The 15,098-nt window shown below is 43.3% G+C and carries 9 protein-coding genes; 2 read left to right on the top strand and 7 right to left on the bottom strand.

Annotation, left to right across the window (positions count from 1 at the left end):
- The first annotated feature begins 1,403 nt into the window (after nucleotides 1-1,403).
- The gene (gene dnaK, locus MWU78_RS21825) at nucleotides 1,404-3,311 is read left to right on the top strand and encodes a molecular chaperone DnaK (protein WP_247001862.1); all 1,908 of its coding nucleotides are present in this window, start codon (nucleotides 1,404-1,406) and stop codon (nucleotides 3,309-3,311) included.
- A 1,000-nt stretch (nucleotides 3,312-4,311) separates the two neighbouring features.
- On the opposite strand, the gene MWU78_RS21820 is transcribed toward dnaK, so the two are convergent.
- The 7 genes from MWU78_RS21820 to MWU78_RS21790 form a co-directional block, all read right to left on the bottom strand.
- Entirely contained in the window at nucleotides 4,312-4,614 is a 303-nt protein-coding gene (locus MWU78_RS21820) for a HigA family addiction module antitoxin (RefSeq protein WP_247001860.1), read from the bottom strand.
- 10 nt (nucleotides 4,615-4,624) lie between these two features.
- Nucleotides 4,625-4,906, bottom strand: coding sequence for a type II toxin-antitoxin system RelE/ParE family toxin (locus MWU78_RS21815; RefSeq protein ID WP_247001858.1), 282 nt, complete (start codon nucleotides 4,904-4,906; stop codon nucleotides 4,625-4,627).
- A 333-nt stretch (nucleotides 4,907-5,239) separates the two neighbouring features.
- Nucleotides 5,240-5,878, bottom strand: coding sequence for a DUF308 domain-containing protein (locus MWU78_RS21810; protein WP_247001856.1), 639 nt, complete (start codon nucleotides 5,876-5,878; stop codon nucleotides 5,240-5,242).
- 1,218 nt (nucleotides 5,879-7,096) lie between these two features.
- Nucleotides 7,097-8,008: a metallophosphoesterase gene (locus MWU78_RS21805; RefSeq protein ID WP_247001854.1), complete on the bottom strand. Its 912-nt coding sequence runs from the start codon at nucleotides 8,006-8,008 to the stop codon at nucleotides 7,097-7,099.
- A 1,167-nt stretch (nucleotides 8,009-9,175) separates the two neighbouring features.
- Entirely contained in the window at nucleotides 9,176-10,006 is an 831-nt protein-coding gene (locus MWU78_RS21800) for an amidohydrolase family protein (RefSeq protein WP_247001852.1), read from the bottom strand.
- A gap of 89 nt (nucleotides 10,007-10,095) precedes the next feature.
- The gene (locus MWU78_RS21795; RefSeq protein ID WP_247001850.1) at nucleotides 10,096-11,748 is read right to left on the bottom strand and encodes an altronate dehydratase family protein; all 1,653 of its coding nucleotides are present in this window, start codon (nucleotides 11,746-11,748) and stop codon (nucleotides 10,096-10,098) included.
- Nucleotides 11,749-11,764: 16 nt separating this feature from the next.
- Nucleotides 11,765-12,772: a zinc-binding alcohol dehydrogenase family protein gene (locus MWU78_RS21790; protein WP_247001848.1), complete on the bottom strand. Its 1,008-nt coding sequence runs from the start codon at nucleotides 12,770-12,772 to the stop codon at nucleotides 11,765-11,767.
- Nucleotides 12,773-14,078: 1,306 nt separating this feature from the next.
- On the opposite strand from MWU78_RS21790, the gene MWU78_RS21785 reads away from it, so the two are divergent.
- Nucleotides 14,079-14,747, top strand: a complete 669-nt coding sequence (locus tag MWU78_RS21785; protein ID WP_247001846.1) for an FMN-binding protein — start codon at nucleotides 14,079-14,081, stop codon at nucleotides 14,745-14,747.
- Nucleotides 14,748-15,098: the final 351 nt, after the last annotated feature.

Below are 15,098 nucleotides of genomic sequence, written 5' to 3'. Positions count from 1 at the left end.
TACCAAGAGAAAATGCTCCTGAACAAACAAAGGGCAGTAACCAGAATGGCACAAGAACTAGGGTTGGAGACAATTCCATTGAAAATGCAAAGTGTTGATTAACAGCTTTCTGTGATAGACGTCAATGGTAGTGAAATGCCGATAGGCATTTTGTATCGAGAACCGGTTTTTGCACGCCGTTCACTTCTCGATACAATTTTATTACGCTGAGCTTCATAAAATCACTCGAAGTGACGACTTTCAACACAAGACTTTAGTCTAGGCTCTAACATCTAGACTCGAGATTCTTCCTAACCTCAATCTCCGTGAGGACTTTCAACTTTCAACTTTTGAACATTCGACATTAACATTGTTTATTGAACACTGTTTCAACCGCTGATTACTGTAAACTGTTTACTGTTCACTTACGATTTACTATTGGCTCCCGATAACTATCGGGATGGCTAATGGCTTTTGCCTATAGACTGATTACTGAAAACTGTTCACAATTAACAATGAGGTCTCGACTGCGCTCGACCGGACAATAGTGGCTTTTGCCTATAGATTGAATACTGCCAACTGTTCACTGACTACTGGAGACTGTTCACTGCAAGAAGCAAATTGTCACCCAGGCCACCCCTTCCGTCTTCTCCTACGTTGAAGCCACCTTGTCCCCCCGCTAAAAAGAGGGACAGGCCCAGCTAAGGGAAGGAGCCTCTAGTTAAACAATTTTCAACACAAGACTTTAGTCTAGGCTCTAGATTCTTCCTAACCTCAATCTCCGTGAGGACTTTCAACTTTTGAACATTCGACGTTAACATTGTTTATTGAACACTGTTTCAACCGCTGATTGCTGTCAACTGTTTACTGTTCACTTACGATTTACTATTGGCTCCCGATAACTATCGGGATGGCTAATGGCTTTTGCCTATAGACTGTCTACTGAAAACTGTTCACAATAAACAATGAGGTCTCGACTGCGCTCGACCGGACAATAGTGGCTTTTGACTAAAGAGCTCTGACCACTGACCACTGCTTACTGAATACTGCGATGTCTTCTCGATACAATTTTATTACGCTGCGCTACATAAAATCACTCGAAGTGACGGACGAACCACTGCTTACTGAAAACTGCCCACTGACGACTGACTACTGTTCACTGAATTTCCCGCATTAGTGATTGCAATGGATAGCTCCCAAGAGGGGGCCTTAGGAGGGCCCCTCTTGGGACTAGCAATGGAAAGCACGACCCCTTGGCATATTTTTGGCCAAGGGGGAATGCCCAAAAAAGCATATAAACCTGCAATATTTGGTCAATTTGAGGGTTGGTTCTGACAGCTTGTCATATTTTTTGTCATGGCACAATCATTGACTTAATAGACGCGAGTGCTAAAAAGAATTTTCAAAACAGTAAATATATAAACATGAGTAAAATTATTGGAATAGATTTAGGAACAACAAACTCTTGTGTTTCCGTTATGGAGGGTAACGAGCCAGTTGTTATCCCAAACGCAGAAGGTAAGAGAACTACTCCATCTGTCATCGCTTTTGTAGAGGGTGGCGAAATTAAGGTTGGAGATCCTGCCAAAAGACAGGCAGTTACGAATCCCACCAAAACCATTTATTCCATAAAACGTTTTATGGGAAATAAATACTCCGAATCCAAGAAGGAAGCGGAAAGGGTACCTTATAATGTAGTTAAAGGAGATAACGATACTCCTAGAGTAGATATAGATGGACGTTTGTATTCTCCACAGGAACTTTCGGCCATGATTCTTCAGAAAATGAAGAAAACTGCCGAGGATTACTTGGGACAAACGGTTACTAGAGCGGTAATTACCGTTCCTGCATATTTTAACGATGCGCAAAGACAGGCTACAAAAGAGGCCGGTGAAATTGCCGGACTTACCGTAGAAAGAATTATAAACGAGCCTACCGCAGCCTCTTTGGCCTACGGAATGGACAAAAAGGACACGGATCAGAAAATAGTGGTTTTCGATTTTGGTGGAGGAACACATGATGTTTCCATCTTGGAATTGGGAGACGGTGTTTTTGAAGTATTGGCTACCGATGGGGATACCCACTTGGGTGGTGATGACGTGGATCAAAAGATAATCGACTGGTTGGCCGATGAGTTTAACAAAGAGGAAGGCATAGACTTACGTAAAGATGCTATGGCATTGCAACGTTTGAGAGAGGCCGCTGAAAAGGCAAAAATTGAGTTGTCGTCTTCAGCGCAGACCGAAATTAACCTTCCATACGTTACTGCTACGGCTTCAGGACCTAAGCATTTGGTGCGTACTTTGACCAAAGCTAAATTTGAGCAATTGATCGATGATTTGGTAAAACGTACCATTGAGCCTTGTGCCACTGCCTTAAAAGCAGCTGGATTAAGCAAGAGCGATATTGACGAAATTATTTTGGTTGGTGGTTCTACAAGGATTCCTGCGGTACAGGATGCCGTTGAGAAGTTCTTTGGAAAGAAACCTTCCAAAGGTGTTAACCCTGATGAGGTAGTTGCAGTAGGTGCCGCTATACAAGGTGGGGTATTGACAGGAGATGTAAAAGACGTTCTTTTATTGGATGTTACGCCTTTGTCCCTAGGTATTGAAACTATGGGTAGCGTAATGACCAAATTAATAGAGGCCAACACGACTATCCCTACAAAGAAATCGCAAGTATTCTCCACGGCAGCTGATAATCAGCCTTCTGTTGAGATCCATGTATTGCAGGGAGAACGCCCAATGGCAAAAGATAACAAGACAATAGGACGTTTCCATTTGGATGGTATTCCACCTGCACAAAGAGGAACACCACAGATCGAAGTTACCTTTGATATTGATGCCAACGGTATTATAAAAGTATCGGCGACCGATAAGGCTACCAACAAAACGCAGGACATTAGAATTGAAGCTTCTTCAGGATTGACAGAGGAAGAGATCAAAAAGATGAAAGCGGAAGCGGAAGCAAATGCAGAAGCGGATAAAGTAGCTAAGGAAACTGTAGATAAATTGAACGAGGCTGATGGAATGATCTTTCAGACCGAAAAGCAATTGAAAGAATTTGGCGAGAAATTGTCGGATGAAAAGAAGAAGCCTATTGAGGATGCCTTGGCAGAACTTAAAAAGGCCCATGAAGCCAAAGATTTGGCTTTGATCACTCCAGCTTTGGATAAGATCAATGAGGCTTGGAAAGTAGCTTCTGAGGAAATGTACAAAGCCCAGGCGGAAGGACAGCAAGGTGCTCCTGCAGGAGGAGATGCAGCAGCGTCCAACGGAGAGGCCAAAGAAGCCGATAACGTGGAAGATGTAGATTTCGAGGAAGTGAAATAAAAACTTCCATTATATATTACAAACCCCCATCAAGCAATTGATGGGGGTTTTGTTTTTTATATGGGTGCGGCCAAGAGCCATCCCGATAGTTATCGGGAGGCAAAAGTAAAGAGTAAAGAAAAAAGAGAAGTTAATTTGAAAATGAGTTGATTTGATAATTTGAAGATGGGTTAATTAATGTGGAAATGTAACAATGTGTTAATGTAGCAATGGGTTAATTAATTTGATAATGTGGTGGTTTGAAAATGGGCAAATGAGGGAATAGCCATCCCGATAGTTATCGGGAGCGAAGAGAAAAGAATAAAGAGAAAAGAGAGGTTAATTTGAAAATGAGTTGATTTGATAATTTGAAGATGGGATAATTAATGTGGAAATGAAGCAATGTGTTAGTGTAGCAATGGATTAGTTAATTTGAAAATGTGGAAGTTTGAAAATGGGAGAATGAGGGAATAGCCATCCCGATAGTTATCGGGAGCCAAGAGGCAAGAGCCAAGAGCCAAAAGTGAAGAGTAAAGAAAAAAGAGAAAAGAGAAATGGAATAATGCGGAAATGAGATAGTTGATTTGATAATTTGGAAATATGGTAATTTGAAAATGGGAGAATGGGGGAATAGCCATCCCGATAGTTATCGGGAGTAAAGAGTAAAGAGAAAAGAGAGGTTAATTTGAAAATGTACTAATGGGGTAATGAATCAATTTGAAAATTTGATGATTGGTTGATTTGGAAGTGAACCGATGGTTTAATGTACAATGGGTTGATGGGTTAGATTTTCGGAAGAATTCGTCATTGCGAGCCTGCCTGCCGATAGGCAGGCTTGGATTGACGACAGCAAGGGCTCCTCCCTTGTGACGAAGGGAGGTGGCTTCGACGCAGGAGAAGACGGAGGGTTTTGAAAGCCTAGACATTGGGAAGAAACACACCCCCTGCCTGCGGCAGGCAGGCTAACCCCCGCCTGACGGGTAGGCAGGGGAGCGATAGCGACGAAGCAATCCCAAAAGTTTTAGGCAACATTTTTATTAGCGTAATGTTTTATTTGGTTCAGTTCCGATTCTTTCGATTGTTTTTCTTCCTCAATGTCATAATCATCTTGGATTCCGAGCCAGAATTTAGCTGAATTTCCAAAGTATTTGCTTAATCGCAAAGCCGTGTCCGCGGTAATTCGGCGATTTCCTTTTATGATTTCCGAAATACGGGTCTGTGGTATTTTTAAATCCTTTGAAAGTCGATATGCCGTAATATTTAATGGCTCAAGAAATTCGTAATACAAGATTTCTCCAGGATGTACATTTGCTAACTTTTCCATTTATATTTTTTTAGTGATAATCAATTATTTTTACTTCACTTGCGTTTCCTTTGTCCCAAACAAAAATAATCTGGCATTGTTTATTAATCCGTATGCTATAAAATTCGCTTAATTTTCCCGTAAGTTTTTCCAGTCTGTTAGATGGTGGAATTTTCAAATCGGCAATGTCCATCGCGTTGTTCAACATTCTCAGCTTTCTTCGCCCTATGTTCTGAATTTCAAGGGGCATTTTCTTAACTCGGATTCCATTCCAAATCTGTTCGGTTTCTTTTGAACCAAAGGAAATAATCATACCGTTTAGCGTTACTAACGTTAAAGGTAGGTAAAATATTTGAGTTATAATCTATTTCCCAATTATTGACTATGACCGAGGTTAGCAGCAAGCAGTTAAAAGTATAAAGTAAACACTTTTCCGTAAGCGGTGAACTGTATATAGTTATCAGTAGGCTCGCAATAAGGGATTTTGTTCTATCGTCAGTTCGAGTGAAATGCCGATAGGCATTTTGTATCGAGAACAGGTTTGGTATACGCCGTCTGCTTCACGATACAATTTTATTGCGCTCAGCTTCATAAAATCACATGCCTGACGGAACGGAAGGCTACCGAAGTGACGGACTTTGAACCTTTAATTATTTGGAATTTTATCATGGATTTTTTTAAGGCCCAAGGCCATAAAAATTCTAATAAAACCTAGTATAACAAAGAAAAATGCAGCGGTTTGCCAGTTATTATTGCCGTCTAAAATGGACCATACAAAAATAAATAAGGCCAGCCCTTTGGCAACCGCTACGAAAAGTAGCAAAGATGACCATGGAAAGGTATAGGGAAACTGTTGTTTGGACAAAACACCTATGGCCATTGTACTCTTGAACAGCAACCGGAATGCCACATACGGTGCTAACATAGAAAGGGTCATATCGGGAAAATAGATAAAGAAAAGTCCGCAAAGTAGGTCTATGTTACCACCTATAAAAAACCATCCCCATCCTTTTAGCTGTTTACTTCTTGAAAGTGCAAAAGTAATCTCGGCAAGGCCGGAAAAAAGGATAATGGCCCCCAATAAAATGGAAAATATGCCATAGTTTTCAAAGCGAAAAACTAGTGGTAAGATACCGGCCAAAATTATAACCAGTCCAGATGTTAATGGCATAAGCCAATGGCTTAAGGTTATTTTTAGGGGCCTAAGTAGGTTCAATTTCAACGCCTTTGTACTTTCTAAAATCGAAAGCCAATTCAGTTTGTCTGTGTTAACTTCAGTTTTCATCTTAATGTTCTATTTGATTAGTATTCTTTTTTTTCTTAAAACCGTTCCGGTCTATCACATTATGGGGCTATATGGAAATAGAATCCTCAAGACAATTTGTCTTTTAACACTTTTTGATTGTTGTTGCACATACAATCAATAACCTTTTGTATTCCATATCCCAAGTTGTAGATATACCAGGATGTGGGCTATATGGTGAAAAACCCTTTGTTATAACAAATCTATTTTATACGAATTGGTTACAAAATGACCTGTGTCATTTAAATCAATATGATCCATTTTAATTATTCTTAAAGGATATTTTTGGGCTGGGTTGCAATGTGGTGGTAATTTGAAAATGTACTAATGAATCAATGTACTAATGTGGAAATGTAACAATGTGGAAATGAAGCAATGACGGAATAGCCATCCTGATAGTTATCGGGAGCCAAGAGCCAAAGGGCAAAAGTGAGGAGTCTATAGAAAAAAGAGCCAAGTGCCAAAAGCCAAGAGCCAAGAGCCAAGAGAAAAAAGTCTAGATTCTTCCTACTCTCAATCTCCATGATTTCATCCGGTGGCTGAGCGTAGTCGAAGCCACAAGTTCTTGAACATTAAACTGTTTATTGCTAATTGTTGATTGTACACTGTAAGAAGCAGATTTCCGCGCCACTTCCGTCTTACGGCTTGGCAAGCTCGCAATAACGGGTTTTATTCTATTGTCAGTTCGAGTGAAATGCCGATAGGCATTTTGTATCGAGAACCGGTTTGGTGCACGCCGTTCACTTCTCGATACAATTTTATTTCGTTTCACTCCATAAAACCACTCGAAGTGACGGCAGGGAGGCCTGCCCGGCCTTTTGGCGGGGATAAGGAGATGACTATTAGTCACTTCGACAGAGTCCCCTTTTGGGACGACGAGAAGTCGCACATACTAGGCTAGAGCTACTTGTATGATTTAGCTCATGCCGTATTTATTCTAGGGGTATTCGTGAACCTTCGCTAAAGCTACGGTTTCTCCTCACTATCGTTCGTTCGAAATGACTGTTATGGCAAATTTGAACATTAAACTTTGAACCTTAAATTGTTTCCGCCACTGAAGACTGTTCACTGAAGACTGACCACTATTTACTAATAATTGTTTATTGCTAATTGTTAACTGTTCATTGTTTCAGCAACTGTTCACTAGCAAGCTACTTCTGGCTTTTGCCTCCCGATAACTATCGGGATGGCTAAAGACCTCTATTTAATTTTAAGCCTTCTAGACTGCTCCCGGCCATGGCCATGGACAAAAATGGAATCTTTTTTGAATTCTACGGTGGAAAAGGCGGAGGTGCTATCGGTTTCCACCATGCCTTTAAAGGTGAGGTAATGTACTCCGTTTCTTTCCATATAATCCCCGTTGTGGTTATGCCCGTTAAAATAGAACTTCACATTGGGGTATTTGTCGATCAGGGAAACCAGCTGGGTGCTGTTCCATAACCGGTGGACCTTATCCTCGCCCAGTACCGGGAAATGACAATAGAACCCCACATTTTCGTTGTTCTCCGTGGCCAGTTTTAGTTCGCTTTCCACCCATAGCAACTGCTCATGGCTTAGGCCACCGTTCCAGGTCTGAAGATTGGGAAGCTCAGCTTTGGAGAGTAGGGTGAAGAGGGAGTCGGTCTGAGCAATTTTTTTTGGAGAAATGGCACCATGATAGCTGAGGTCGTTGCCGTCCAATACAATAAATCGCCAGTTATTTTCCACCAAGCTATAGTAGCGCTGCGCAAGGTTCATTTTGTTCATGACCTTGGATTTTAGGGAGTCGGCCACACTAAAATCGTGATTGCCCAGGACATGGTATTTTTTGGTCTTTAAAGTGTTCCAGATAGGAAGAACCGTATCAAAACTACTAAAATCCCGATCGATAAAGTCGCCCAGATGAATGGCGTAATCCAGTTCTTCTTTATTAAGTGCGACAACGGCTTGCCTTAATTTATGGGGGGAGTTTTTATAAAATCGGCTAGGGGAGGACTCGCAGTAGCAGTACTGACAATCGGCAATGATGCCAATTGACAAATCCTGTTGAGGTACATTTTTATTTTCCTTCGATCCGCAGGCGGTGAACAGCGCTAGCAGGATGATACTTAATTTATTTTTCAATAGGGTCATAGGGTATAGGTGTTCTTTTAAAATGTCTGCTACGACCAAATATAGTTTTTTTTGGAATTAAGAAGGTTGTGGGGAAATTTGATAATTGGTTAATGAAACAATGTATTAATGAGGAAATGGAACAATGGGGTAATGTAGCAATGACGGAATAGCGATCCCGATAGTTATCGGGAGTGAAGAGTCTATAGAAAAAAGAGGAAAGAGGAAAGAGGAAAGAGAAAAGAGAAAAGAGCCAAGAGCCATGAGCCAAAAGTCTATAGAAAAAAGAGGAAAGAGAAGAGAAGAAAGATAAATGGGGTAATTTGGAAATGAGTTAATGTGGAAATGGGATAGTTGATTTGATGATTTGGAAATGTGGTAATTTGATATAAATCAATGTAACAATGACGGAATAGCCAAAAGGCAGAAGGCAAAAGTGAAGAGTAAAGAAAAAAGAAAAAAGATAAATTGGTTAATGGGTTAATGTAGCAATTGTTTAATGTAACAATTGTTTAATGTGGAAATGTACCAATGAGATAATGTGGAAATGGGATAGTTGATTTGATAATTTGGAAATGTGGTAATTTGATTTAAATCAATGTAACAATGAAATAATGTATAAATGTAACAATGGGGTAGTTGGTTTGAAGATTTGAAGATGAGACGATTTGAAAATTTGGAAATGTGGTGAATTGAAAATGTTCCTTTTAATTAAAAGTTTTAGCTCCTTCCCTTGGGCCTGTGCTGAGCGGAGTCGAAGCATAAGGGAAGGTGGATTCTCCGCCAGCAGCGGAGGAGACGGAAGGGATTGAGAGCCCAGGATTAAGGAATGTGACAAGAGAATGGGATAGGTTAGAAACACACAATGAGCTCCCGTCAAAAACACACCCCCTGCCTGCCTGCGGCAGGCAGGCTAGCCTCCCGCTAAAAAGCAGGACAGGCTCTCTCAAGAGGGGAATTGGTTAGGTACCAATAATGTGCTTAAGGCAAGATTTGTTCTCCCTGCAGGACAGGCCTCCCTTTCGGCAGGCAGGCACTCCCGCTAAAATGCGGGACAGGCCTAGCTATGGGAAGGAGCACCGAGTTAAGCAACTTTCAACACAAGTATTTAGTCTAGGTTCTGTCTTTTTCCATGAAGTGACGAACTTGTGACTTTATAACGTTATAACTTTCAACTTTACAACTGTCTTACCCCAGTCCATAAAAATCCACCGCATTCAGCCCCATGATGGCGGATTGCTCCGTGGTGCTAAGGCTGGAAATGAAATTGGTGGTGAGCTCTTTTACTTGGGTGTAGGATCCTGCAACCAAACACACGGGCCAATCGGAACCGTACATGCAGCGTTCAGGGCCAAAGGCCTCCAGGACCAATAGCATATAAGGGTGTATTTGTTCCGGGGTCCAACTGTTGAAATCGGCCTCGGTGATCATACCCGAGATTTTGCAGTATACGTTTTCATGTTTGGCGATTTCCTTCATCATGACTGCCCAACCGTCATAAAAACCATCCTTTATATAGGGTTTGGCCATATGATCGATGACGAATTTTTGGTTGGGAAATTTTTTCACCAACTCCAGAGTAGCCCCCAACTGATGTGGAAAAATAAGGATGTCATAGACGGCCCCGTATTGTTCCAATTTGGAGATGCCCCGTAGGAAGTCGGGCCTCAATAAAAAATTATGGTCTGCTTCTTCCTGTACCACATGTCGGTACCCCTTTAAATGCTTGTCCTTGGCGAATTTCTCCAGAGCCTGGTCCACGTCTGGACTTCTTAGATCTACCCAGCCCACAACGCCTTTAACAAAAGCATTGTTATGGGCATGTTCCAAAAGGAAGTTGGTTTCCTCTAAGGTCTGGTCCGCCTGTACCGCCACACAGCCGTCAACGCCGTTTTTGGCAAATACCGGTTTTAGGTCCGAGGGTAAAAAATCCCTACGGATAACGCTCATTTGCTCGTTTATCCAGGAGTGTTTTACTGGGTTATATTTCCAGAAATGTTGATGGGAATCTATGATCATGATGGAAGGTTTAATGTACTATGTTATATAGTTGAAAGTTGAAAGTTTTCTTCGTTTGATTTTCTTTAGCGCTCCCTCGGAGAGGCCATTTATAGGGAAATACCTCTTTTCCAGGGGATAAAGTCGTTCTGTTCCAGTCTAACCGCCGCTGGCACAATGTTACCACTGGCCACCTCTATGATATAGTCCAACAGTTCCTCCCCTTTGGTCTGGATCGTATCCTCTCCGGTAATAATGGTTCCCGTGTTAAAGTCGATAATGTCTTTCATGCGCTCACTGAGGGCGTTGTTGCTGGACAGTTTTATAACCGGGGCCACTGGATTGCCGGTAGGTGTGCCCAAACCGGTAGTAAAGGCTATAACATTACATCCTGATCCTGCCAAGCCCGTGGTGCTTTCCACGTCGTTTCCGGGAGTACATAAAAGGTTTAGCCCATTTTTGGTAACTCTTTCGGTGTAATCCAACACGTCCTGTACCAAGGAAGTACCGCCTTTTTTAGCCGCTCCGGCCGACTTCATAGCGTCTGTGATGAGTCCGTCCTTAATATTTCCAGGGGATGGATTGTTTTCAAATCCGGAGCCTATGGAAACCGCCTTAGCGGAATAGGCCCTCATAATACTGGCAAACTTTTCTGCATTTTCAGGTGCCTCACAACGATTGATGAGTTCTTGTTCCACACCATTGAGTTCGGGGAATTCAGAAAGCACGGTAGCGCCTCCCAAAGCCACTATAAGGTCGGAAGTATATCCCAAGGCCGGATTGGCCGAAATCCCTGAAAATCCGTCCGAACCGCCGCATTCAAGGCCCAAGACCAATTTGCTTAGTGGAGCGGGCCGGCGTTCTACCTTGTTGGCTTCAATAAGGCCCAAAAAGGTTCTCTTTACCGCTTCCTCAATAAAATGACGTTCGCTCTTGCTTTTTTGTTGCTCCAAAACGTGTAGGGGTTTGGAAAAGTTGGGATCGCGTTTGGCAATGGCATCTTCCAAAATTTTTACTTGGGCGTTCTGGCAGCCTAAACTAAGAATGGTAGCCCCGGCAACATTGGGATTGGTAATATATCCTGCCAATAGATTGCAAAGGGTGTCCGAATCCCCGCGATCACAGCCGCAGCCCCCGTCGTGGGTCAGGAACTTAATGCCGTCCACATTGGGGAAGGTCCTGTTCTGTTTAATGTCTTCTGCCGTTTTAATAATGGGGGCAGCCATTAAGGTTTCCGTACTGGCGCCTTTTTTGTATTGGGATACCAGCACTTCGGTATCTATTATATAGTCCTGGGCCGTCTCATAGCCCAAGGCATTGAGTAGGGTAGTGCGCAGTACGTTTACATTTCTATTTTCACAGAATACCATAGGGATCACCAGCCAATGGTTGGCCGTCCCTACACTGCCGTCTGCACGGTGGTAACCGTTGAAGGTGCTGTTCTTCCATTTGGAAATATCCGGTGCCACCCAATGCGATTGTTGCTCACCTACATTGTAATCGGAGGAGGCATGCACCACATTGTCAATGGTAATGGATTCCCCTTTGGCAATGGGCTTGGTAGCCTTTCCGATCAAGGTGCCGTACATTAAAATGGGGTCTCCCACCTTGAAATCCTGAAGGGCGAATTTGTGCTTGGCGGTAATATTGTTTTTGAGCGGGAAGGATTTTCCCTGAAACTCCACCACATAATCTTTCTTCATATCCTGTAGCGCCGCAAGGATATTGTCATTGGGATGTATCTGTAAAAAATTCTTTGACATATTGTGATGCTATTTATTAAAATTCAACAGTGGCCTTCATGACTCCTGTGGCGGGTTTTAACCAGCTGTCGAAATTCTCCTTCATCTCCGAGAAATGCACGTTGTGGGTAATGAACGAATCGGTAGGGAATTGGTCCAGGATTTCGATGACCCGTTCAAAATCGGCCACCGTGGCATTCCTGCTGCAAATAATGGTGGTCTCCTTGGCGTGTATGGCCGGATGGGTAAAGGTAAGCTCCCCTTTGGAGAGTCCCACCAAGATGTACCTTCCTCCGTGCGACATATAGATGGGGCCCTGTTCGAGGGCTGCCTTGTGGCCGGAGGCGTCGAATACGGCAGTGGCCATATCGCCATTGGTAATCTCCGAAATCTGTTTTACGGGGTCTTCGGTCACATTTACAATATGGTCCACCCCGATCTTTTCCTTGGCATATTGTAGTCGGTCCTGGTTCATGTCCATGGCTATGACCTTGGCCCCTTCTATCTGGGCCAGTTTCATGATACCGATGCCTATGGGACCGCAGCCCACGACCACTATCGTTTCTCCAGGGACCAGCTGTGCCCTGCGGATGGAATGTGCCGCTATCGCCAAAGGTTCCACAATGGCCATCTGTTCGTTGCTAAGGTGCTTGGCGGGCAACAAAATATCCACCGGTACGGTGATCTGTTCCTGCATACCGCCGTCCGTATGTATACCCAGGACCTGGATCTGGGTGCAGCAATTAGTCTTCCCTTTTCTACAGGCAACACAATGGCCACAGCTCAGGTAGGGCATGATAACCACATTGTCCCCTGCAGCTATGCCCTTGTCGTTCTCGTCGATCTCCAGCACAGTAGTGGCCAGTTCATGGCCAAGGATCCTGGGATAGGTGAAAAAGGGCTGGTTGCCGGTATAGGCGTGAAGGTCGGTACCGCAGATGCCCACCTTGTTCACTTTTAACAGGGCTTCCCCTTTTTTACGTATAGGGGCCTCTTTTTCCTTTAATTGAAAGTCTCCAGGTTCCTCACAAACTATGTATTTCATGCGTTTACGTCTTTAGTTCTTATTGGTTTATTGTGATTGATCATTATCATTTGGTGGCTGTTGCCTGAAAGAGCAAGAGCTAAAATACTAATATGGTTTGAGGGTGTAATTTAGCCAAAAAGATTTAAAAATTGTTGAATGTACTAGGTTCAATGTAGGGAAGGGCCAATTGTGTATTGGGAAGTGGAAAATTAGTATGGATTGATGAGGATTGAGTTTTGTGAGAAAATAGAAAATAGAAAATAGAAAAAAGATTGCTGTGAACATTGTTGTGTGGGCAGTACCCTTTAGTCAGAAGGCATCCCGATAGTTATCGGGAGGGAAGTTTGAAACCCTAACATACACTTATTCTATGTCTTCTGTCCATATTCCCAAGGTTCGGGCTTTCAGAACCCTCCGTCTTCGCTAGTGGCGAAGCCACCTCTATGCTTCGACTCCGCCTGTCTGCCGACACAGGCAGGCTCAGCACAGGCCCAAGGGAAGGAGCTATATTTTTTTCGTCATTGCGAGCCTGCCCGGCCGTCAGGCGGGTGTAGCGAGGCAATCTATTTATTGCAGGTTTGAGATTGCTTCGTCGCTATCGCTTCTCGCAATGACGAAATCCTTGCGGAGATTGAGCGGAGTCGAAATCGAAGTAGGCGGTGGGCAGTAATCAGTGGCTGAAACAATAAACAGTGAACAATCAACAATTAGCAAAGTAAAAAGTCCTCCCCCTAACCCCCTCCCAAAGAGGGGGAATAATTCTTACATAAATACAATATTAGTACCTGAACAATTCCCCTCTTGGCAGGAGCCTGCCCCGCCTTTTGGCGGGAGGATAGCCTGCCTGCCGCAGGCAGGGGGTGGGTTTTAACCATTACCTTATCAAATGTTGTTATTCTTAGGCCAGGGCTTTCAGAACCCTCCGTCTTCGCTTATGGCGAAGCCACCTCCCTTCGTCTGAAGGGAGGAGCTTTTGTTTTTCGTCATTGCGAGCCTGCCCGGCCGTCAGGCGGGTGTAGCGAGGCAATCTATTTATTGCAGGTTTGAGATTGCTTCGTCGCTATCACTCCCTGTCTGCCGACAGGCAGGCTCGCAATGACGAAATCCTTGCGGAGATTGAGCGGAGTCGAAATCGAAGTACACGGCGCGTAAAAACTAGTTCTCGATACAAAATGCCTATCGGTATTTCACTCGAACTGACTATAGTGTCTTGAATCTTGATTTATGTGACTGACCAATATCATTTCAGTAAACCCGCCGTCGTATTACCTTCGGAAAAATAGCGTTTCGGGCAATTTGCAACGTTTAAAACATAAAAATAGATATGGAAAAAATAAAACTACTATTGATGATCCTGGTTGTCTTGGGGTGGAACTGCAAGGAAAATCCAAAACAGACGGAAGCAATAATCGAACCCGTAAAACAGGAAATTCAAACCACCACCGAATTACCGGACAGCATTGAGGAAATTGCGTCATTTGTAACGCCCATTATGGCCGACACTACGAACATTCTGGATCTAATGATTTTTAAAGAGCTAGATACTAGCGGTAAAGTTTCTTCAATAGAAATGGCTAGGGCGGGCGACCTTTATAATAAGTTGAAGACGCGGGGGGAAGCCACTTCGCTGCCCATATTTGAAGTTAAGGAAACGGATCTGGTTGTCCTACCAATTCAGGGTGTAGGTTTTGGTGGTGCTATCTGGGCAAAAGTACTTTTGGATAAAAAAACGCTGGAAATAAAAAAGATAGCCTTTGAACACAAAGCAGAATCTGAAGGTTATGGTGCTGCCTTTGTTGAAAAAACATTTGAAGATCAATTCTTGGGCGTGAAAATTGACCTAGAGGAAGACACCTTTACATTGCAAAAAACCGCTGACGCTGCGCATTTTATTGACGGGATATCCGGTGCTACCATGACAAATAAAGGGGCCATTACCATGGTGAACGAGGGTTTACGAAAGTATGGCAGCTATTTGAAGAGTGTTCAGTGAGTAGTGTTCTTTAGCCAAAAGCCATCCCGATAGTTATCGGGAGGCAAAAGTAGGTTGTTGGTGGTAAGTTTTGAGGAATATTCAAAAACCGGTGGCTTCGACTACGCCTTCCTGCGGCAGGCAGGCTCAGCACAGGCCAAAGGGAAGGAGCTTTTTTGTTCGTCACTCCGACAGAGAAGTAAACGGCGTGCACAAACGGGTTCTCGATACTAAATGCCTATCGGCATTTCACTACCATTGACGTCTATCACAGAAAGCTGTTAATCAACACTTTGCATTTTCAATGGAATTGTCTCCAACCCTAGTTCTTGTGCCATTCTGGTTACTGCCCTTTGTTTGTTCAGGAGCATT

Source organism: Arenibacter sp. F26102 (assembly GCF_023015865.1).
GTDB lineage: Bacteria > Bacteroidota > Bacteroidia > Flavobacteriales > Flavobacteriaceae > Arenibacter.
This window is presented reverse-complemented; position numbering and strand designations above follow the sequence as displayed.